The sequence below is a fragment of the Cloacibacterium sp. DMC96 genome (assembly GCF_056313765.1).
Genome location: NZ_JBQUZQ010000001.1, coordinates 1,675,259 through 1,697,355 on the forward strand (window position 1 = coordinate 1,675,259; position 22,097 = coordinate 1,697,355).

General features: G+C 32.7%; 22 protein-coding genes and 1 tRNA gene. 10 read left to right on the top strand and 13 right to left on the bottom strand.

All coding sequences use genetic code 11. The annotated features are described in order from the left end of the window. Positions 1-12 precede the first annotated feature (12 nt). Positions 13-1,017, top strand: a complete 1,005-nt coding sequence (locus ACT53I_RS07470; protein ID WP_476079134.1) for an MlaD family protein — start codon at positions 13-15, stop codon at positions 1,015-1,017. Here ACT53I_RS07470 and ACT53I_RS07475 read toward each other — a convergent pair whose 3' ends face one another. From ACT53I_RS07475 to ACT53I_RS07490, 4 genes are all read right to left on the bottom strand, one after another. Then, on the bottom strand, positions 1,018-1,665 hold the full coding sequence (locus ACT53I_RS07475) for an alpha/beta hydrolase (RefSeq protein ID WP_476079137.1): 648 nt from the start codon (positions 1,663-1,665) through the stop codon (positions 1,018-1,020). A 101-nt stretch (positions 1,666-1,766) separates the two neighbouring features. Next, on the bottom strand, positions 1,767-2,327 hold the full coding sequence (locus ACT53I_RS07480; protein ID WP_069797214.1) for a YceI family protein: 561 nt from the start codon (positions 2,325-2,327) through the stop codon (positions 1,767-1,769). Positions 2,328-2,703: 376 nt separating this feature from the next. Then, positions 2,704-2,829 carry a hypothetical protein gene (locus ACT53I_RS07485; RefSeq protein WP_409618820.1) on the bottom strand — a complete coding sequence of 42 codons (126 nt, stop codon included), beginning with the start codon at positions 2,827-2,829 and terminating at the stop codon, positions 2,704-2,706. 159 nt (positions 2,830-2,988) lie between these two features. Then, positions 2,989-4,665, bottom strand: a complete 1,677-nt coding sequence (locus ACT53I_RS07490) for a formate--tetrahydrofolate ligase (protein WP_476079141.1) — start codon at positions 4,663-4,665, stop codon at positions 2,989-2,991. 422 nt (positions 4,666-5,087) lie between these two features. Between ACT53I_RS07490 and ACT53I_RS07495 the strand changes: the two genes are divergently transcribed. Beyond that, the gene (locus ACT53I_RS07495) at positions 5,088-5,522 is read left to right on the top strand and encodes a hypothetical protein (protein WP_476079143.1); all 435 of its coding nucleotides are present in this window, start codon (positions 5,088-5,090) and stop codon (positions 5,520-5,522) included. Positions 5,523-5,557: 35 nt separating this feature from the next. Here ACT53I_RS07495 and ACT53I_RS07500 read toward each other — a convergent pair whose 3' ends face one another. Continuing rightward, a complete protein-coding gene (locus tag ACT53I_RS07500; RefSeq protein ID WP_371489219.1) occupies positions 5,558-7,744 on the bottom strand; it encodes a polyribonucleotide nucleotidyltransferase in 2,187 nt (728 codons plus the stop codon). 273 nt (positions 7,745-8,017) lie between these two features. Between ACT53I_RS07500 and ACT53I_RS07505 the strand changes: the two genes are divergently transcribed. Then, complete coding sequence (locus tag ACT53I_RS07505) at positions 8,018-8,260, top strand: GlsB/YeaQ/YmgE family stress response membrane protein (protein ID WP_476079145.1); 243 nt, start codon at positions 8,018-8,020, stop codon at positions 8,258-8,260. 67 nt (positions 8,261-8,327) lie between these two features. Here ACT53I_RS07505 and rpsO read toward each other — a convergent pair whose 3' ends face one another. After that, positions 8,328-8,597: a 30S ribosomal protein S15 gene (gene rpsO / locus ACT53I_RS07510; RefSeq protein ID WP_069797122.1), complete on the bottom strand. Its 270-nt coding sequence runs from the start codon at positions 8,595-8,597 to the stop codon at positions 8,328-8,330. Positions 8,598-8,770: 173 nt separating this feature from the next. Between rpsO and ACT53I_RS07515 the strand changes: the two genes are divergently transcribed. Next, a complete protein-coding gene (locus tag ACT53I_RS07515) occupies positions 8,771-9,346 on the top strand; it encodes a pyruvate decarboxylase (RefSeq protein WP_476079150.1) in 576 nt (191 codons plus the stop codon). 18 nt (positions 9,347-9,364) lie between these two features. On the opposite strand, the gene ACT53I_RS07520 is transcribed toward ACT53I_RS07515, so the two are convergent. Together ACT53I_RS07520 and ACT53I_RS07525 are read right to left on the bottom strand one after the other, a co-directional pair. Next, positions 9,365-9,811: a GAF domain-containing protein gene (locus ACT53I_RS07520; protein ID WP_461378234.1), complete on the bottom strand. Its 447-nt coding sequence runs from the start codon at positions 9,809-9,811 to the stop codon at positions 9,365-9,367. A gap of 13 nt (positions 9,812-9,824) precedes the next feature. Next, positions 9,825-11,258: a TonB-dependent receptor gene (locus ACT53I_RS07525; protein WP_461378235.1), complete on the bottom strand. Its 1,434-nt coding sequence runs from the start codon at positions 11,256-11,258 to the stop codon at positions 9,825-9,827. A gap of 47 nt (positions 11,259-11,305) precedes the next feature. Here ACT53I_RS07525 and ACT53I_RS07530 point away from each other — a divergent pair, with 47 nt between their 5' ends. The 5 genes from ACT53I_RS07530 (at position 11,306) to ACT53I_RS07550 (ending at position 15,067) form a co-directional block, all read left to right on the top strand. Next, entirely contained in the window at positions 11,306-12,073 is a 768-nt protein-coding gene (locus ACT53I_RS07530; protein ID WP_476079155.1) for an MBL fold metallo-hydrolase, read from the top strand. 70 nt (positions 12,074-12,143) lie between these two features. Then, a tRNA-Leu gene (locus tag ACT53I_RS07535) sits at positions 12,144-12,225 on the top strand. A gap of 305 nt (positions 12,226-12,530) precedes the next feature. Then, entirely contained in the window at positions 12,531-13,067 is a 537-nt protein-coding gene (locus ACT53I_RS07540; RefSeq protein WP_476079157.1) for a YceI family protein, read from the top strand. Between the two features lie 34 nt (positions 13,068-13,101). Then, positions 13,102-14,403 carry a hypothetical protein gene (locus ACT53I_RS07545; protein WP_476079160.1) on the top strand — a complete coding sequence of 434 codons (1,302 nt, stop codon included), beginning with the start codon at positions 13,102-13,104 and terminating at the stop codon, positions 14,401-14,403. Positions 14,404-14,533: 130 nt separating this feature from the next. Beyond that, positions 14,534-15,067 (top strand): hypothetical protein, encoded by a 534-nt coding sequence (locus ACT53I_RS07550; protein WP_476079162.1) that lies wholly within the window; start codon positions 14,534-14,536, stop codon positions 15,065-15,067. A gap of 231 nt (positions 15,068-15,298) precedes the next feature. Here the strand turns inward: ACT53I_RS07550 and ACT53I_RS07555 are convergent, their stop codons facing one another. Next, on the bottom strand, positions 15,299-15,979 hold the full coding sequence (locus ACT53I_RS07555; protein WP_476079164.1) for a TIGR02117 family protein: 681 nt from the start codon (positions 15,977-15,979) through the stop codon (positions 15,299-15,301). A 95-nt stretch (positions 15,980-16,074) separates the two neighbouring features. Further along, the gene (gene queG, locus ACT53I_RS07560; protein ID WP_476079167.1) at positions 16,075-16,998 is read right to left on the bottom strand and encodes a tRNA epoxyqueuosine(34) reductase QueG; all 924 of its coding nucleotides are present in this window, start codon (positions 16,996-16,998) and stop codon (positions 16,075-16,077) included. Between the two features lie 277 nt (positions 16,999-17,275). Here queG and ACT53I_RS07565 point away from each other — a divergent pair, with 277 nt between their 5' ends. Next, positions 17,276-17,569 carry a rhodanese-like domain-containing protein gene (locus tag ACT53I_RS07565; RefSeq protein WP_104793309.1) on the top strand — a complete coding sequence of 98 codons (294 nt, stop codon included), beginning with the start codon at positions 17,276-17,278 and terminating at the stop codon, positions 17,567-17,569. Positions 17,570-17,696: 127 nt separating this feature from the next. Here ACT53I_RS07565 and ACT53I_RS07570 read toward each other — a convergent pair whose 3' ends face one another. The 3 genes from ACT53I_RS07570 to ACT53I_RS07580 all read right to left on the bottom strand — a co-directional run bounded on the left by ACT53I_RS07570 (position 17,697) and on the right by ACT53I_RS07580 (position 22,019). Continuing rightward, the gene (locus ACT53I_RS07570) at positions 17,697-18,629 is read right to left on the bottom strand and encodes an NAD(P)H-dependent flavin oxidoreductase (protein WP_476079170.1); all 933 of its coding nucleotides are present in this window, start codon (positions 18,627-18,629) and stop codon (positions 17,697-17,699) included. A 131-nt stretch (positions 18,630-18,760) separates the two neighbouring features. Further along, positions 18,761-20,113, bottom strand: a complete 1,353-nt coding sequence (locus ACT53I_RS07575) for a peptidylprolyl isomerase (RefSeq protein ID WP_476079173.1) — start codon at positions 20,111-20,113, stop codon at positions 18,761-18,763. 79 nt (positions 20,114-20,192) lie between these two features. Continuing rightward, entirely contained in the window at positions 20,193-22,019 is a 1,827-nt protein-coding gene (locus tag ACT53I_RS07580; protein ID WP_476079176.1) for a peptidylprolyl isomerase, read from the bottom strand. Positions 22,020-22,097 lie beyond the last annotated feature (78 nt).

Here is a 22,097-nt window from a genome sequence, read left to right on the forward strand (position 1 = left end):
TTTTTTAAAAACATGGAAAAATCAGTTGCTCAAAAATTAAGACTCGGAATATTTGTTATCCTCGGAACCATCATTTTCATTATGGCTGTTTATTTTATTGGAAACAGACAACAATTTTTTGGTAAAACCGAAACCTTAAAAGCGCATTTCGAAAATGTAAATGGCTTGCAAGAAGGGAACAATGTCCGTTTTTCTGGAATTAATGTGGGCTATGTTAAGAAAATAGAAATCATCAACGATACGCTCATCAATGTAGAAATGAATATCGACAAAAGTGCGATGCAATTCATCAAAAAAAATGCAGTGGCAAGTATTGCTTCTGATGGTTTGGTAGGAAATATGATTGTCAATATCACACCAAATTCTGAAAAAGCGGCACTTGCAAAATCTGGAGACATTCTAAAAGCCGAAGAAAGACTCACCACAGAAGATTTGCTCAAAACCCTTAACAAAACCAATAACAATGCTGAACAAATAACGGCTAATATTCTAGAAGTTTCTGAAAAAATCAATAACGGAACAGGAACACTAAGTATGTTGCTGAATGACAAAACGCTAAGTCAAGATGTGAAATATGGAGTTTCTGACCTTAAAAACAGCATTGTCAACATTAAGAAAACCAGCTACGAAACGACTAAAACGATTAATGAAGTGAATAAAATTCTTGCAGGAATTAATGATAAAGAAAACATTGTTGCAGTGCTTAAAGATTCTGCTGTGGCTAATAAAATGCGAAGAGCTCTTACTCATCTCGATGAATCTTCTCAAAATATCAATCAAACCGTAGAAAATCTAAATGAAACCATCAGCAATGCTAAAAACGGAAAAGGCGCCATCAATTACCTTTCTAACGATGCCAATTTGGTTAAAAACATAGATTCTACAATGAATAATTTGAACCAGGCAAGTGTTTTACTGAACCAAAATCTGGAAGCGCTGAAGCATAATATTTTCTTCAGAGGTTATTTTAAAAAATTGGAAAAGGAGAAACAAAAAACTCAGAAAAACCAAAAATAATCACTCGCTGAAAACTTCTTCTAAAATTTTAGAAACTTCTTTGGCTTTAGTCACTGGAAAAAGGTGTGTTCCGCCTTTTATGACATAATTGGGCTTAGAATTTTTTACTGGAAAAACAATGTCTTTATCTGCTAAAATTTGGATAACGTTTTTATCTTCTTCATGTTTCCATTCTAAGATTTTATTGATGCTCCATTTCAGATAAGTAGCATTTTGAACCTTGAAATATTGCCAAAGTTTAGGATTATTGGGGTCAAATAATTTTCGGAAAAAGGCATAAGATTTTATGGTTTTTTCGGAGAAATAACTTTCGGGAAGTTTCGCAAAAATTCTAGAACTTTTTGCCAAATGAAAGGTGATAGACATTTCTTTATCAGACTTTATACTTCCCAGAATCACTACTTTTTCGGCAGGTTTCAGCTTATGAATTTCCTGTACCATAATTCCTCCAAAAGAATAACCCAATAGACAGAATTTTTCGCTCACATCTACTTTTTCAGCCATTCTATTGACATAGTTTTCAAAACTTTCATTGTAATTAGGAATTAACCAATCGATGTAGATAATTTCGGTAAATTTTTTAGGAAACTGAATGTATTCAAAAATACTTCCATCTGCTCCCAATCCACTGATGACATATAATTTCATGCGATTATTAGCTTAGTAATTCTGTATAAATTTACAGATTAAAAACAAAAAATCCTAAAGAAATTTTCTTTAGGATTCTCTAAAAACACAATTGAAAAAAACTATTTCGCTGTTAGTTTAACAACCAAATCTATATCGTCTTTTACTACTACATCTTGCATAGTAGATTTATAAGCTATGTCCCATTTTTGTCTGTCGATAGTAAATTTATCAGATTCTAAAGTTACTACACCGTTTTTAACTGAAATTTTAGCTGGGAAAGAAACTGCGTTTGTTTTTCCTTTAGCTGTAAGATTTCCTGTAACGATGCTTTTACCATTAGCTCCTTTTTTCACAGAAGTGATTTTGAAAGTAGCGGTAGGATATTTATCAACTTCGAAGAAGTCGCCATTTTTAAGGTGACCGTTTAATTTTTGTTGATATTCACCTTGTAAATCAGTAGCGTTAATAGAAGTCATATCTAATACAAAAGTACCACCAACTAGAGCGTTTTTCTTTAAAACTACAGTTCCGTTTTTCACGTTTACAGTTCCATCGTGAGAAGAAGCTTCAGTTTTAGCGATTTTATAACCCCACCAGTGAACGTCTGAAGAAACCACTTTTTTAGCTTGTCCAAAAGCTAGTCCTGATACTAGTACTAATGATAATGCAATTTTTTTAATCATAATCTTTATATTTTTTAATGAGACAAAAGTAGTCTTATTTCTGATACGAAGTCATTGATGTATGTTAAGAAATTTCAATTTCTATATTTAATTTCTTCTATCAATAAAAAACTTCGCTTGAATGGCTCAAGCGAAGTCTAACATAAAAACTTAAAAATTATGAAAATAGTTATAAAATTGAGGCTTTAAAGAAAGCCGTCTACATTTTATAAGTTATTATCTTTCATTTCATAAAGTTACAGTTTTTATCTGAAATATTCAAATAATAAACTTCTGAGTTTTATCACTAAAAAGCTCCCGAAAGTTAAAATAACATCTCGAGAGCTAAAAAATTAAATAATTGAGAAAACTGATTTATGTTGAAACTATAGTGTTATAGCGTAGATTTTACTTGCGGTTTAGATTTCTTGTTCAAAAATCTATTCATAATATAATTAATAGCAATCGGAGCTACATAAGCTAAAATCGCAGTGAATATTTTTGATCTTACGTTTTTCATAATTTTGTTTTTATATTTTGTGATTGGTGTTTTTTGTTGTTACAAAGATTCTACAAATTCATTGAAAATATTTTATAGAATTTCCATAAATATTTACAGAATTTCACAAAAAAACCGACTTTATAAAAAGTCGGTTTGTTATTTTATATGGTCTAAAGATTAACTTAACCCAGTAATGACACCATCTTTGTCTATATTCATTCCTTCTGCAGCTGGTGTACTTGGTAAACCAGGCATTCTCATCATATCTCCTAAAATTGGGATAATGAATCCTGCTCCTGCTGCAAATTCAAATTCACGAACCGTCACTTTAAATCCAGTTGGTCTTCCTATTTTTTTCTCATCATCCGATAAAGATTTTTGAGTTTTTGCCATACAAATCGGTAACTTATCCAGTCCAAGTTCATAAATGGATTTTAATTGGTTTTTAGCTTTCTGAGAAAATACAGCGCTGTCAGCACCATAAACTTCTTTGGCAATGGTTTCGATTTTGTGCTCCACAGAATCTTCTACACTATATAAAGGTTTAAAATTATTACCGCAATTAAAAGCACAACTCGCCACTTCTTCTGCAAGTGCTTTCATGCCTTCTCCTCCCATCGTAAATTCATCTGCGAGAATGGCTTTCACTCCTAATTTTTCGCATTCTGCTTTTACAAAATTGATTTCTTCTTCTGAATCTGTAGCAAAATGATTAATCGCTATAATTGGTTTTAATTGCCATTTAAAACCGTTTTCAATATGTTTTTTAAGGTTTTCAATGCCTTTTTCTACTGCTGCAAGATTTGGTTTTTCGTATTCGCCTTTTTTAGCACCACCATGATATCTTAAAGCTCTGATGGTAGCCACCAAAACATAAGCATCTGGTTTTAAATTTCCATAATATCCTTTGATGTGCATGAATTTTTCTGCTCCCAAATCTGCTCCGAAACCTGCTTCTGTTACCACAAAATCTGCTAAAGAAAGTCCCATTTTAGTAGCGATAATCGTATTGGTTCCTTGCGCAATATTCGCGAAAGGGCCACCATGAAGAATCGCAGGATTTCCTTCTAAAGTTTGTACTAAATTCGGACGAATGGCGTCTTTTAATAAAATCGCCATCGCTCCTTGAGCATTTAAATCTCTGGCGTAAATTGGTTTTTTATCAAAAGTATAGCCTACAAAAATATTTCCTAATCTGTTTTTTAAATCCTCGAAATCTTTAGAAAGACAAAGAATTGCCATCACTTCTGATGCTGGTGTAATATTGAAACCTTCTTCACGCGTAATTCCATTATTAGAACCGCCCAAACCTACTACTATATGACGAAGACTTCTATCATTCATATCCATTACACGTTTCCAAACGATGGTTCTAGGGTCTATATTGAGGCTTCTTTTTTTATCTTGAAGATTATTATCAATGAGTGCAGAAAGTAAATTATTGGCTTTTTCTACCGCCGAAAAATCTCCTGTAAAATGCAGATTAATATCTACCATAGGAATAACTTGTGCATAACCACCACCTGCTGCTCCACCTTTTATCCCGAAAACCGGACCTAAACTTGGCTCACGCAAAACTGCGATGGCTTTTTTACCGATTTTGTTCAATCCGTCACACAAACCTACAGAAACAGTGGTTTTACCTTCACCAGCTGGAGTTGGATTAATCGCTGAAACCAAAATCAGTTTAGATTTCTTAATATTTTCTTCGTTGATGTATTTTAAAGGGATTTTCGCTTTGTATTTCCCGTAATACTCTAAATCTTCTCGGTCTATACCGATTTTGTCTGCAATTTCTCTAATATGTTTAATTTCTGCCAATTGCGCTATTTCTAAGTCTGTAGGAAAGCTCATATTTTTTATTTTGTTTATTCTCAAAAATACAAGAATTTGACTAAACCATGAAAATTTTACGCTTGAGATTTATCAGCCACCAAAAAATGAGAATATTTTTTATGTTTTGAGAGATTTAACTAAATAATATCAATATAATCTAAATAAAAATGACAATCTATGAATACACTCCGAAAAACTTTTTTAGATTTTTCTAAAAAATTCCTCAAAAAATCACACAAAAGTGTAATTGAATCACAAAAAGGATACCCCTATTTTTGAACATCTAAAAAGTAAAAATATGAGAACTATAAAACTACGATTTAAAAAATTTCTCCATAGACTTTTAGAATATTATAGCGTGAAGGAGACGTGAGATAAAGCATCTTTTGTGAGTAGTTTTTTATAAAAAATTATTCCTAATTTAGTGAAAAATTCATTTTATGAAAACTCTAAATTATCTTACAGTCGTACTACTAAGTCTCTTATTCGTTTCTTGCTCTTCTTCATCTTATCTAGTAAAATTAAATAATGGAAGAAAAATAGACACAAGACTCGTAGGTAAATCAGTAGGAAGTGAAACAGACCAGCAATATGCAGACACAAAAAAATCATGGATAATGGAAAAAAATGCTGACGGAACTTTTATACTGACTTTCACTGTTATTCAAAATGGTCAGACTAGTAAATGGAAAGAAACAGGAAACTGGTGGGTTGAAAAAAACATTTACCATGAGTTTCATGACGAATCAGGACTAACCGATCAATATTATTATACTGTACTAAATGAAAAACAAATAAAATATAAATCTAAGTCTGTAGGTGTTGAAATGAATACTGATACTTATGAATTTATAGACACAAAAATTACTGATTAAAAAAAACTCCACTCTTTCGAGTGGAGTTTCTATTTTTATGCTTGTTCTGTTGGTTGTTCTCCTTCTGGTTTTGGAGCGTCTCCTTCAGTTTTAGGCTTTTGTTCTGGTCTTGGAGGTCTTGGTAAAAGCACTTTTCTAGAAAGTCTCATTTTCTTACGATCATCATAACCCATAAATTTCACTTCTACTTCATCACCTTCTGCATACGGAACTTTATCTAATCTCTTCCATTCGATTTCTGAGATGTGTAGTAAACCTTCGGTTCCTTTTGCAATCGCTACGAAAGCACCGAAATCCATTACTTTTACTACTTTACCTTTATAAACAGTACCTACAACTGGCACGAAAGTAATTTCATTAATTCTAGCAATTGCAGCATTGATTTTCTCACGGTCAGTTCCAGAGATTTCAATTCTACCAATTTCGCCCATTTCTTCAATAGAGATTACAGTATCTGTATCTTTCTGAAGCTGTTGGATAATTTTACCACCAGGTCCAATTACCGCACCGATGAAATCTTTAGAAATTTCTAAAATTTCCATTTTCGGAGCGTGAGGTTTCACATCTGCTCTTGGTTTATCGATGGTTTTAAGGATTTCTCCTAGAATATGTAATCTACCTTCTCTTGCTTGATTCAATGCGGTTTCCATAATATCCATGGTTAAACCTTGGATTTTGATATCCATTTGACAAGCGGTAATTCCGTCTGCAGAACCTGTTACTTTGAAGTCCATATCACCCAAGTGATCTTCGTCTCCTAAAATATCAGAAAGTACAGTGAATTTACCAGATTTCGGGTCAGTAATTAATCCCATTGCAATACCAGAAACTGGTTTTGTAATTTGTACACCAGCATCCATTAATGCAAGAGTTCCTGCACAAACTGTAGCCATAGAAGAAGAACCGTTAGATTCTAAAATATCTGAAACTACTCTGATGGTATAAGGATTTTCGTGAGGAATCATTCCTGCTAAAGCTCTTTGAGCTAAGTTTCCGTGACCAACTTCTCTTCTTGAAGTTCCTCTTAGAGGTCTTGCTTCACCTGTTGAAAATGGTGGGAAATTATAGTGTAGGAAGAATTTTTCGTCATAATTGATAGCAACAGAATCTACCATGTTGGCATCTTTTACTGAACCTAAAGTTACCGCTGTAAGAGATTGCGTTTCACCCCTGGTAAAGATTGCAGAACCGTGAGCTCCTGGTAAATAATCGATTTCTGACCAAATCGGACGAATCGTTTTAGGATCTCTACCATCTAATCTGATTCCTTCGTTTAGAATCATTTGACGCATTGCTTCTTTTTCTACATCGTGGTAGTAAATTTTAGCAAATGGTTCTACGTCTGCTCTTTCTTCTTCTGAATATTGAGAAAGGAATTCTTCTAAAACTGCAGCAAATTTTTCGTGTCTTTCTTCTTTTGCAGAAGGAGTTTTTGCTACGTTGTAAACTTTATCATAACATTCTGCCCAAACTTTTTCACGAATTTCTTCGTTGTGTGTTTCGTGGCTGTATTCTCTTTTGGTTTGAGATGCAGGAATTCTCGCTGCTAATCTTTCTTGTGCTTCAATTTGAACTTTAATTTCTTCGTGAGCGTATTTAATCGCTTCTAGCATTTCTGCTTCAGAAATTTCTTTCATTTCACCTTCTACCATTACGATAGAATCTTTGGTAGCACCTACCATAATATCTAAATCTGCTTTTTTAAGATTTTCGATACTTGGGTTGATAGAAAGTTGCCCATCAATTCTTACTACTCTTACTTCAGACATTGGCCCGTTAAAAGGAATATCTGTAATCGCAATAGCAGCTGAAGCGGCTAAACCAGCTAAAGCTTCTGGCATTACTTCTTTGTCGTAAGAAATTAGGGAAATCATTACCTGAACTTCTGCGTGGAAATCTTCTGGGAAAAGCGGACGAAGTACTCTGTCTACTAATCTCATGGTAAGAACCTCATCATCAGAAGGTTTGGTTTCTCTTCTAAAGAAATTTCCTGGGATTTTACCACCTGCGTAGAATTTTTCTCTGTAATCTACTGTAAGAGGCAAGAAATCTACCCCTGGATTTGCGTCTTTGTTGGCTACAACTGTTGCAAGGAGCATCGTTCCGCCACATTTTACTACTACAGAACCATTAGCTTGTTTTGCTAATCTTCCTGTTTCAATGGAGACTTCTCTCCCGTCTTTCAATTGAAATTTTTCAATAATTGCTTCTGGAGCATTCATAAAATTTACTGTCTTGTGCAATCCGTATTGATTGCGTTATTTATTTAAACTTTTTAAATTTTCGATGGCAAAGATACGGAATTTTGTTTGATTAGGTTTTAAAAGGTTTTGAAATATTGAGTTCATTGCCATATACATTGAAATAGAAAATTTCATTAAAATTAGTTAGATTTTTAGAATTTCAAGAATTGTTTATATCATTATTATAAATAATTTTTTGAGGAAAATAATACTATACATTTGCCATAATATTAACACTAAAAACAAAACATTATGGGAATTTTATGGACATTAATTATTGGAGCTATAGCAGGATGGCTTGGAGCACAAATTTTTAAAGGTGGAAGCCTTGGCTTAGTGGGAAACATAATTGTAGGTATCATTGGAGGTGCAATTGGCTATTGGCTTTTAGGAACTGTATTAGGGACTGCATTCATTGGTCAGATTCTTACAGGAGCAGTAGGTTCAATAGTTTTACTTGCTATTATCAATTTATTTACTAGAGGTAGAGCGTAAATTTACTCTAATTAACAAAAAAAGCAACTCAAAATTGAGTTGCTTTTTTTGTTTTTCTTGTATCTGATTATTTTCTGATTCCTAGTTCAGCAATAATTGCTCTATAACGAGAAATTTCAGTTTTCTTAAGATAATCTAACAATCTTTTTCTTTTACCTACTAATTTAACTAGAGATTTCTCAGTAGCATAATCTTTGTGGTTTTTCTTTAAGTGACCAGACAAATGGTTAATTCTAAATGTGAATAAAGCGATTTGTCCTTCTGCAGAACCTGTGTTTGCAGCGTTTCCTCCGTGTTTAGCGAAGATTTCTGATTTTTTTTCTGATGTTAAGTACATGCCAATATTATTTAATGATTATTATGTAACGAGGTGCAAAAGTACAACTTTATTTTTAAACCGAGAAATTTATTCTTAGATTCTAAAGACATTCTCGTAATAATGTTAACAAATTCTTAAATTTTATAAATAACTTACTGAAATTCTGCGTAAATTTGCCTCATCTTTTTGATATGAAAAAAATTCTATTCTGTGGTTTAGCGGCAAGTCTTATCATCATAAGTTGCAAAAATTTAGGAAGCACCTTGGTGAAGCTTAACCATTCTATTAAGCTAAAACACGTAGATAGAATTGTCTATTTCGACCCAGAAGTTTATCCTAATTTCGAAGAAATAAAAGAACCCACCCACAATGTGATTTACAGTGCCGTTTCTGATGAATTGAAAAATTACGGCAACTATAAAATCATGCACATCAATAATGCTAATATTAAATATGACAGCGTAGATGTGAATATGATTAAAGAATCTTGCCTAAATAACGGTGCTGAAATAGCCATCGTTCCGAAAGTAAAATATTTTAAAGTTGGTCTTGGGAAATACGTTTTTTCTAATCAAGTCATCATCAGCATGAAAATGTACAATAATGACGGACAATTGGTGATAGAAAACTCTTATGACACTTATAAAGGAAGCGGCAGATTACTCGGCAGTGCAGAAAATTCTATAAAAATAGGCACTGCAAATGTCATCAAAAATATGATTACTGAACTAAGAAGCAGGAATATGACTACTCCTGCTTCTGAATAATTTTCTATTTATAGAATTTTATAAAATCTTTGCCAATTCCGCACACAACCATTCTAGCAATTCTCTATCTTCGTCTGTAAAAGGGTCTTTTTTGTGAGAATCTATATCTATTTGACCAATATTTACACCATCTTTAATAATAGGAACTACAATTTCTGCTTTGGTTTCTAGCGAACAAGCCAAATAATTATCTTGTTCCCAAACATCTGGCACTACAAAAGTTTCGTTTGACACAGCAACTTGTCCACAAATTCCCTTTCCAAAAGGAATTACAGTATGATCTGTAGCTGCACCAACATAAGGTCCTAAAACCAATTCTTCTTTATCGCCGTTTTTAAAATAAAAACCAGTCCAATTAAAATAATCAAACTCTTGGTCTAGAAGATGACAGATTTTTTCTAATTTTTCGGTGGTATTGTGACTTGGGCTTTCAATAATAGATGAAAGTCTTTTTTTAATTTCCATAATTTTTAAATTTTTAATATTCTTCGAATGTAATATCTTCTTTGTAACCGAACATTCCTCTTTCTTTAATCATTGCTGCTACTCCATCTGGCAATTGCTCTTCCCAGCCTGATTCACTATTCGAAATTTTCTGCAAAATTTCTCTAGAATAAATTTCAGAATGCTCTGGATTATAATCCTTAATATCTACAATTCTTCTGTTATGTTTAAAATATTTATACAATTCTTTAAGATTGTCATTCACTTTTAAGTTTTCTGATGTGAGCAATTCGTGTGTTTTAGGATCTTTATAAGGATACAGATATACTCTCATATCTTTTTTGAAGAACTTACCGAATGCTTCTAAGATTCCACCAGAAAGATGTTTGTAATAGTCTTCATCAAAAACCATCAATAAATTATTTACACCCATCGCAATTCCGGTATACCTTACATTATAAGAAGTGAAATAATCTACTAATCTATAATATTCTGAGAAATTAGAAATCATCACGGTATAACCCAATTTCGCCAAAACATCTACTCTATCTAAGAAATCTCTTTCGTCTAAATTTCCGGAAGCTTTGAGATTAGAAACGGTAATTTCGAAAAGAATAACCGTATCTTCTGGTTTTCCTTCTGTTTCATTGAGGAACATTTTTAGACCGTTTTCGAACATATCTACATTCACCAAAGTTACGGGTCTGAAACTTCCTCTTACCGCAAAAACATCTTTTCTATACAATAAATCTGCTGGAAGCATGTTTTTCCCTTCAGAATTGAAGATTACCGCTTCCGTCATAGAATTTTTAATCAACTGAAGACTCATCAATCGATTATCTACATAAGGAAAAGCAGGTCCTTGAAAATCAATCATGTCTATTTCAATTTTATCCACCGAAATATCATCATACAAACTTTTGATTAATCTTCTAGGATTGTCATACAAATGAAAAGCTCCATAAACCAAGTTTACCCCAAGATTTCCCAGCGTTTCTTGCTGAAGCGTAGCATCATTTTCTTTAAATTTTACATGCAATACAATTTCGCTGTACTCTTGACCAGGTTGCGCCTGAAACATAATTCCTACCCAACCGTGACCTAAAAAGGTTTTTTGATAATTAATGGTAGTTACTGTATTTGCAAAAGAGAAAAATTTACGATGAGCATTTTCTTCGTTATCTAAACGCTCTTGGATAAGACCTACTTCATGACGAAGCATTTTTTTCAGTCTATTTTGGGTTACATATCTATTTTTATCTTCTTTACCATAAATAGCATCACTGTAATCCTTATCATAAGCAGACATTGCTTTTGCAATCGTTTGAGAAGCAGCTCCCGCTCTAAAGAAATGACGAACCGTCTCTTGTCCCGCACCAATTTCTGCAAAAGTACCATATATATTAGGGTCTAAATTGATGGCTAAAGCCTTTTGCTTGGGAGTAAGATATTGCTTAATTACAGACATGAATAAAATTTTGCGTAAATTTACCAAAATCTCACAAAAACCCAAAAATGAAGTTGAAATTTCTAGGAACTGGCACTTCACAAGGCATTCCCGTGATTGGATCTACTCATCCTGTTTGTTTATCTACTAATCCTAAAGACAAAAGACTAAGGTCATCTGTCATGATTACGGATGATGAAGGGAAAAAGATTCTCATTGATTGTGGTCCAGATTTTCGTCAACAAATGCTCACCAACCAAGAAAGCAATGTAGACGCCTTATTAATTACACATGAACATAATGACCATGTTATAGGATTGGATGATTTACGCCCTATTATTTTCCAAAAAAGAAAAGATATTTCTATTTATTGTTTGCCAAGAGTAGGAAAAGAGATTCAAAATAGGTTTCCGTATGCTTTTACAGAAGACAAATATCCTGGCGCTCCGAGTTTTGAAATCACAGAAATAGGAAATGAACCATTTATTATAGAGAACACAGAAATCACTCCTATTCAAGTTATACATTATAAACTTCCGATTTTAGGTTACAAGTTCAAAAACCTCGCTTATATTACAGATGCCAGTTTCATTTCTGAAGAAGAGCAAGAAAAATTGAAAAATTTAGACATTCTTATTATTAACTGTTTAAGAAAAGATGAACCGCATGTTGCACATTATATATTACCCGAAATTCTAGAATTGGTAGAAAAACTACAACCCAAAACTACATACCTTACTCATATCAGTAATAGATTTGGCTTCCATCACGAGATAGAAGCGATGACGCCAGAGAATGTTCATCCTGCATATGATGGACTAGAAATAGAGTTTTAAGAAAATATTTTCTTAAAATTTTCTTTTTTTACATTAAAATTATTTTATATTTGCACCACCAATTTTTAATGCCCAGTTGGCGGAATTGGTAGACGCGCTAGACTCAAACTCTAGTATCGAAAGATGTGCCGGTTCGATTCCGGCACTGGGTACAAAAAGAGAACTCTTTAACAGAGTTCTCTTTTTTTTTGGCAATAATTCATTATTTATTGGTAATTTTCAAATAATCCTTAAGGGTCCTTTAGTTTCTTTATAAATTTAACATTCATCAATCCTTAATAGCATGACAACAATCAGTTTTAGAGCTAATTTTATTATGAATTTCATAAGAATATCAGCCAATTGACAAATATCATGTAAATATTTTAGAAAATTTTAGGAATTATTTAAAATATAAGCATATCTTTGTATTGTTAAAATTCAATAATTCATAATAAAATTTTAAAAAAATAAAAATATGAAAAATTTAGCTAAAACAATTAATCGCGTTTTTATCTTACTTTCCCTTTTAGCAGTAGCTGTATTTTATGCACAAAGCGTTACTGGAAAATCTTTTAAAGTTGCGGTAAACGGAACTTCTCCAATGCACGATTGGACAATGACTTCTACATCTGCAGTATTCACTGGTACTGTAAATGGTAATGCTATTACTAATGTAAAATTTGTAATGGCTAGTAAAAACCTAAAAAGTGAAAAAGGTAAAATGATGGACAACAAAGCTTACAAAGCTTTAAAAGCAGATGCTAATCCTAACATTACTTTCACTGCTGCTTCTTTACCTGTAGGAAAAAGCAACGTAGCTGGTAAATTAACAATCGCAGGTGTTACTAGAAACGTTAACATTACTGTAAACGTAGAAAAAAATGGTAATTCTTATAAAATTACTGGGTCTGAAAGCTTAAAAATGTCTGAATACGGTATGGAAACTCCAGGTTTCTTAGGTGTAACTACAGGTGACGCTGTTACAGTAAATGTAAATATCGTAGCGAACTAATAATAAATATGAATAACAATTAAATAAAAAAAGTATGAAAACTTTATGGATTAAAGCCGCTGTTCTTTCAACTGTATTAACAAGCACAGCTTTCTATGCGCAAGAATCTGATATGAGAGATTATCTTGCACCTGAAAAAACTACAAGAAACGTATTCGAAGACCCTAAAGTAGAAGCTCCTGAATACAATGGAGTAAAAGTAAGCATTGGTGGTGATTTCGCATTACAATTCCAATCTCTAGACCACAGCACAAAAGGAACTACTGCTGCTCCTCTTGTAACTATGGGATCTGACTTCAACTTACCAACTGCTAACTTAGACATTAATGCTTATTTAGCTAAGGGGGTTAAAATGCACTTAAGAACTTATCTTTCTGCAAGACACCATAACGAAGCATGGGTAAAAGGTGGTTACATTCAAATTGATAACTTAGATTTCATTTCTCAAGGATTCTTAAGTGGTCTTATGAAAAATACAAGAATCAAAGTAGGTATGGATGAATTAAACTACGGTGATTCTCACTTCAGAAGAACTGATAACGCTGAAGCTATCAACAACCCATTCGTAGAAAATAACATTATGGACTCTTTCACCACTCAAGCTTTCGGTGAAGTTTACTACTACTCTAATGGATTCATGGGTATGGTAGGTTTATCTAACGGTAAATTAAACCAATCTGCAGTAAAAGGAACAAGTGATAACGCTCCTTCTATCTATGCAAAACTTGCTTATGACAAACAACTTAGCGAAGATTTAAGATTCAGACTTTCTGGTTCAGTAATCAAAACTAACGGTTTAAATACTAACGGTAAATTATTTGGTGATGACAGAGCTGGTTCTAGATACTATTATGTATTATTAACTACAACTGATGCAATGGGAACTTCTAACCCTTCAACTGGTAGATTTAACCCTGGTTTCCAAGAATTAACTGCTTTCCAAATTAACCCATTCGTTAAATATCAAGGTTTAGAATTCTTCGGTACTTACGAACATGTTTCTGGTAACAAAATTTTAAACGCTACTACTAAGAGAGATTCTGATGGTTCTTACAACCAAATTGCAGCTGAATTACTTTACAGATTCGGTGGAAAAGAACAATTCTATGTAGGTACTAAATATAACACTGTAAGTGGTAAAGATTATGACGGTGCTGCTGAAAGAAAAATCGATCGTTTCAACTTAGCTGGTGGTTGGTTCATGACTAAAAACATTATGGCTAAATTAGAATACGTAAACCAAACTTACGATAAGAGTGCAGCTTGGGGTACAACTTCAGCACTTTACGGAGGTAAATTCAACGGTGTAGTTTTCGAAGCTACAATTGGATTCTAATAATCTAAAATCGAAATATTGAAGAAAGAAAGGGGCATCTATTGCCCCTTTTTTAATGATAAAAATCAAAAATTTTCAACTGTATTTTTTCGTAATTTTATAGTATAAAAACAACTTAAAAATTATAAAAATGAAAACGCTATCTACAGTGCTTAAAACAGCGGTTTTGTTATTATCTCTCAACGTATCAGCACAAGAAAAAACTTCTTACGTAAGCATTAATGGCACTACCAATATCAATACTTTTAAATGTGTAAATAACAGTTTCCATCAGCTTGTTCCACTATCACTTAACCATTCTAGTGATAACAAATTTGCAGAAACTTCTATCAATCTAATCGTAAAAGATTTCGATTGTAGAAACAGAATCATGACGAATGATTTTAGAGATATTATTCACGCAGAAAAATATCCTTTTCTAAACATCACTTTTTTATCTTTAGACAAAAAAGATCACAACACTTACAAAGCTTTTGTACAAGTAAAAATGATGAATAAAATCAAAAAATATTCTTTAGACCTCATTTTAAAGGATTCTGCTTTAGTAGGAAATAAAACCCTTCGTTTTAGCGAGTTTGACATTGTTCCTCCTAAGAAATTTGGCGGAATGGTAAGTGTAAAAGACGACTTAAACTTAGCGGTAAGTCTGAAAGTGAAACCCTAAATATTAATTTTTCTTAACATAAATGCATGAAAATGATTTATTTGCTAATTTTAGAATATACAAATCATTTTCATTATGCACAAAAAACAAACACCACAGAAAAAATTTAAAGTAAGAATTAAATTTCCACCGAAAAGAATTCAGAAAAATTATAAAAATTGATTTTTTGATTGAGATACGCTCTCTTCATAAAATCAATTTTCTTTTATAGACGATTCTAAAATATTGGATTTAATGCTGATAATGCTGAAATATTCCTTTATCAGAAGCCGTCCAAAATGCAGCTTTTTGCCCCGAAATTTTCAGAGCTTCATTTGTCCAAGTATTGCAGGTAAATAAGAAACTATAACTGCCTTTTGCTTCATAAAAGGAATCATTTTTACCGTAAACCGCTTTCGTTTTGATATTGATGTAATTTCCTTCGGCATTTTTATCCATAGCATCATCAATGAACTTAATCAACCTTTGATATTGTGCCGAAGTCATCTCTAATTTCTTACAATCCTCTCCTAGTTTCATTTCTTTATAAAAAGTAGTATGAATTGCACTATTCCCCAACCAAAAAGCTGCTTTGAAAGCCGTAGAAAATTTTAAATCTGCCCAAGTTGGCGTATCCAGATAAAATCCTTTATCTCCCCAACCAATCGCGATGTATCTCAAAGTAGAATCTTTGGCAACCGTATCTTCGTAAGGAAATTTCTGACTCCAGTCTATTTCTTTTGATTTCACTGGGAAAACCAAATCCGTATGAACTCCATTGGTCAAAATATATACTTCTACATTTTTGGGTTCATTGGTTTTTTCCGCTGGAACTTCTATAAAAGGTAATAAATAAGCACACAGTAAATACAAAGCCACCAATCCAACAATAGAAACAACGGTTTTCAATAAAATTTTAAAGAATTTCTTCATGATATTTTTTTCTCGAAGATAAAGGTAAGCGAAAAATTAAAATTGTAAATGCTCCGAAAAAGCTTTGTAAAATATCAATTCTAATTTTACAAAACTTACAAAGAATGATCATTCAATAAGTTAATATTACGCATCAATCCAGAAAACTTAGTTCTTTTGACCGCAGATTTTTTAAAAATTTCAGAAAAGAGTTCTTGAGTAAGTTCCTTCCATTCGTTTTTTCTAAAATTCAATTTCTGGAAATTAGGTGCAAATTTCTCTTGTAAAGTAGGCGCTGAAAATCGGTTCCACGGACAAACATCTTGGCAAACATCGCAACCAAAAATCCAATCATCCATTTTTCCGTTAAAATAATCTGGAATTTCGTTTTTCAATTCAATCGTAGCATAAGAAATACACTTGCTGCCATCTACAATTCTATCTGAAACAATGGCTTGAGTAGGACAAGCATCTATACATGCTCTACAACTTCCGCAATGATCTGTAACCGCCAAATCATACACTAGCTCTAAATCACAAATAATTTCGGCTAAAAAATAGAAAGAACCATGCTTTTTGGTAATCAGATTCGCATTTTTTCCTACCCAACCTAAACCAGATTTTCTAGCCCATGCTTTTTCTAGAACAGGAGCTGAATCTACAAAAACCCTGAAACCAAACTCACCAATTTCTTCCTGAAGTTCCGCCACCATATTTTTTAAAATATCTTTAATGACTTCATGATAATCTTCTCCATAAGCATATTTTGAAATTTTGAAATTATTGATTTCATCTATTTTTACTTTAGGAAAATAATTATAAGAAAGCGAAATGACAGATTTTGCGCCATCTACCAAAAGTGTAGGATTCAACCTTTTGTCGAAATGATTTTCCATATATTTCATTTCGCCGTGATAGCCTTTATTAAGCCATGCTTCAAGACGCGGCGCTTCTTCTTCTAGAAATTCTGCTTTAGAAATTCCACAAGATTGAAACCCGAATTTTTCGGCTTTTTGCTTAATCAGTTGAGAATAATTCATTAATTTTTAACGCAAAGGCGCAAATATATTTTTTTTTATTTTTACGTTTTTAAGACGCAAAGTTTTAACAAACTTCGTTTGTTTTATTTGGGAAAATCAATGATTTTCTAGTGACTTAAAAAGATTTTATTTTTATAAATTCTTCTATCGACTTTGCGATTTTATTCAATGATTTTGGTATAATTTTTAGTCTGTAACATAAATTACAGTGCGAAGTTAAGTTTTTTTCTATTTTTGCCCTGTAAAAATGAATGAATAATAATTAAAAAAATAAAAAATGACTTTTGAAGAAATTTTAAATTCAGGTGAATATCACTTAATCGACGTAAGACAACCAGAAGAATTACAGATGGACGGCGCAATAGAAGGCGCTGTAAATATACCTTTAGCAACTGTTCCTTTAAGACTAGACGAAATCAAGGAAATGAAAGGCCCTAAAATCATTTTCTGTAGAAGTGGAGGTAGAAGCGGACAAGCTTGCCAATTTCTAGCTCAAAATGGCTTAGAGAATATCTATAACGGCGGTGGTTTTATGCAATTACATGCTGCATTAGAGCATTATAAAAAATAATAAATCAGAGTTTTCATATTTTTTTGTACAAACAGCGCTCCCAAATTGGGAGCGCTGTTTTTGTTTTGACGAACGCTTTTAGGGTTTAAAACCCTGAAAGCGTTTTTTTTTATTTCTATCAAAATTTTTAAAATTTAGAAAAATCCGCCTCCTCAAACTCTTTCAATAATTTTTGAAAAACTTGTTCTACCTTTAGAATTTCATCGATTAAAGCAGAAGATTGCCCAATTTCTAACTCGCCTTCTTCTAAATCTCCTTCGAACATTCCACGTTTTGCTCTTCGCTTCCCGAGTTTTTCCTGTAAAGCTTCAATATCTTTTCCTTCTTTGTAAATTTCTTCCAGTTCATAGAAAAATTTATTCTTTACGAGACGAACTGGCGCCAATTCTTTTAAAGTCAATTGCGTATCTCCTTCCTGAGTTTCTACAATTTTTTGCTTCCAATTTTCATTAGCGCTTGCTTCTACGGTTGCGGCAAATCTAGAACCAATTTGAACTCCATCAGCTCCCAAAATCATCGCTGCTTTCATTTGGCTTCCTACCGCAATTCCACCAGCTGCAATCAGTGGAATTTCTATATTTCTTCGAACATTAGGAATCAGAGAAAGTGTAGTAGTTTCTTCTCTTCCGTTATGTCCACCCGCTTCAAAACCTTCAGCTACAACTACATCTACTCCTGCTTCTTGGCATTTTTTTGCAAATTTCACAGAAGATACTACATGCGCAACTTTTCTGCCTTCTTTTTTTAGAATTTCAGTATACGTTTTCGGATTTCCAGCCGATGTAAAAACAATAGGAACTTTTTCTTCTAAAATTATCTGAATAATCTCTTCAATATTAGGATACAACATCGGAACATTTACCCCAAAAGGTTTATCCGTAGCGAGTTTACATTTCTGAATATGCTCTCTCAAAACATCTGGATACATGCTTCCTGCGCCAATTAAACCCAATCCACCAGCATTAGAAACCGCAGCAGCCAATTTATAGCCAGAATGCCAAATCATTCCTCCTTGAATGATGGGATATTTAATATTAAAAAGTTGAGTAACTCTGTTCATGAATTTTTTTGTTTAAAGATAATCATTTTAAAACACCCCGTCAAAATCAAAGATTTTGACACCCCTCTAAAAGAGGGGAATAAAAAAATCCCGAAAAGTTTCGGGATTTGTTTAGTGGTAAATTTTTAAAATTATTTTACGATTGCTGCTTTGTTCCAGTCGGTTTTAAACTGGCAATCTTTGTAACGGTTGTCTAATGAGATAAAAGTATCTGCTAGATTTTCTTTTACCCATTTTTCTAAATTTTCTCTTTTCTTTTTATCAAGAGCAAAACTTTTAATTCTTTCAAAATCTGTAGCAATGTCTAGAGAATGTTCTGGAATAATGTCATTTACTTTCATTAATACTACCGCTTTTTTCTGATTGAGTTCATCCATGAAAACTTCTGTTAAATCTCCTTTATTCACCCCTGCAATTTGATAAGCAACAGTTGCTGGAAGATTAATTTTTTCTTGTCTGTCTGAACCATCTTCCGCTGGAATTACCCCTGCATTAAACTTGGTGTTTTTATCATCAGAATGTTTGTAAGCAGCATCTTTAAAAGTAGTTTTTCCTTCAAGGATATCTTTTCTAATTTGTTCCATTTCTGCTTTTGCAGTGGCAATTTCTTCAGCATTTGGTTCTGCTTTTAAAAGAATATGTCTTGCATCGTACAATTTACCAGACTTTTTCACCAATTGAATGATATGGAAACCAAATTCAGATTCTACAGGATCAGAAATTTCTCCTTCTTGAAGATTAAGCGCAGTAGCTTCGAAAATCTTCACCATTTTTCCTCTTCCAATGTTGGTATACAAACCACCATTTGCAGCTGAACCTGGATCATCAGAATAGATTCTTGCTTTATTTTCGAAAGTTTCTCCGTTTAAGATATCTTGTTTGATTTTTTTAAGTTTATCAATGATTTCTTGTTTGTGCGCATCTGTAAGTTTAGGAAACATTACAATTTTAGAAAGCACTACCTCATCTTTTACTTGCGGCAATTGGTATTTGAAAGCATTGTAAAAATCGGTTACTTCGTTTGGAGTGATGTTTACTTTATCGGTAATTAGCGCATATTTAGATTGAGCATAGTAGTTATCAATATCCATTTTCTCAATAATGTTTTTCATTTCGTAAGAAGAACGGAATTTATAAGAATCTAGCATCGCTCTTTCTGACGGAAACTGAGATAAAATCTGATTGTATTTATCCCCAGCTTGTGCTCTAATTGCAGCTGTTCTGTCTTGAATAAGAGTATCTTTTTTCGCTTTGTAAATTAAAAGTTTATTGCTCAAAATCTGCTCCATAAATTCGCACTTATTGGTTTGTGCAGCACCTTGTTGAATAGCGTAGTTTTGTTGTTCTAAAATATCAGATTCTAATACGATTTCGTCTCCTACCACTGCAGAAATTCCATCTACTAAATCTCCTTTTTTCACTTGTGCATTTGCATTAAAAGAAATGAGGGTTACCAAAAAACTCAATGCAAATAAATATTTCATGTTTTTAATCATTGTTAAATTTTTAACTGATTTGCAAAATTATGATTCTCTGCGAGATTTCCTATAATTTTTATTATAATTATTTCTTAAAATTCTTCTCAAGTTCAGCATTAAAACTTGGTTCTATTACAATTTTTGTTTTCTGGCGTTGTTCTGCAATCGTTTTTGCTAAAATATCTTCTCTTACATCTGCTCTTAATTCTTCCATGGCTTCTTCTTTGGTCATCGGTGAACTCGGTAAAATTCCATCAATAGCGATGATGAGTAATCTCTCTCCCAATTTCACTTTTTGAATTCCTTTTTCGAAAGGAACTTTATTCACTTGGAAAACTTCTGCATTTTCAGACATTTCACCTTTTTCGAAATGCACCATCAATTGCTGCTTATCATTCAGTTTTCCGTAATATTTTTTATTGAGAGCGTCCCAATTTTTAGCGTCTTTAATTTCTTTGGTAATATCTTTTTCTATGCTTGAATCGGTTAAAATAGCCACTCTTGCATCAGCTCTTTTTTCCCAAATATATTTTTGTTGATTTTTTTGAAAATAATCATCCAATAATTCTGGCTTGTTGGTGAGTTCCTTTTCAATCCACTCGCTAAAAAGAAAATCTGCCAATAAGTTTTGTTGAGTTTTTAACAATTGTTCTTTAATTTCTGGCTTTTTGACAAAATCTCTAGAATAAACGGCAAAAACATCATTTCCCCTTTTAGAATCTAGGAAAGCAGACCATTGTTCTTTCGTTAATTTATCTGCATTTTTAAAATTTTCTGACAACAGCGTTTTCAAATCACCAAAAGTGAAAACATCTTTATTGAATTGATACAGAACTGCTTTATCATTTTTAAAAGCCAAATAATCCTGATATGATTTCTTAATTTTTTTGAAATCTGGGAATTCTTTGTAATCTGTAGATTTAACCAAAGATTCTATCAATTTATTATACGCTACATCTGCAAAAGGCGAGTCCATCATGTCTCTAATGAACATAGGATTGTATTTTTCTGAACTTTGATAAGGAACCACCGAATACAAATTGAACACAAAATATTTTTCGCCAATTAAAATAGGTTCGGTGTATTCTCCTTGTTTTTTATTTTTGAAGGCTTCATAAACTACGTCTGGCAAAACCGGAGAACCCATAACTACACCTGCATTTTTCTTCTCAGCTTCTGTAGAACCGTATAATTGTGCTACTTCCTCGAATTTTTTTCCAGATTTCAGCGCTTCAAAAATTTGAGATTTTATTTTTTCTGATTCCTCATTTTTAGGATAAGAAATCATTCCAAAAATAATATAACCTAATGATGGTCTTCTGTCTACCAACTTCGCAAAAGCCGCAACTGTAGCGCTATTCACCAATTGTGTAAACTGACCAGGCTGCAAAAGTTCTAGTTGCCTATTCAGTTCTACATCTACATTGCCAGATTTTACAAAAAATGGCTCTGGTTTCTGTTTGGTGTAATCTATAATCGCTTTTTCTAAGGTAATTTTACCAGATTTTACGTCATTGTAAATTTGGTTGTAATCATTTTTATCGTCAGCTGTTTTTTCTACATAGAAAACCTGAATTTTCTTCTCAATCAAGTTGGATGAAAAATACTGCTGAAGCGAAGACTGCATGATTTCTTTAGGATAAAAGCTCTCTTCTCTAAGTTGTTGCTCTTTTTCAGCCATTGTTTTTTTGAAATAGCCTAAAGTGTCTGCTCTTTTTTCTAGAGCAAAATTCTGGAGCAACTTAAAATCTACATACGTTTTCACGGTATTTTCTATGCCAGAATTTTCTAAACCATATTTATTTTCGGTTTTGAATTTATCTACAGAAATACTGTCTTTTCCTATAATAAGATACTGTGATTGATAGCTTACAAAAGCTAAAAAGAGGACTAAACTTAACGTTTTTTTCATGTTTTCTTCAATTTTCATTTGCTTTTGGAAATCCTAACGTTCATCTTTCCAAAAATTTACAGCCTCAAAGCTAAAAAA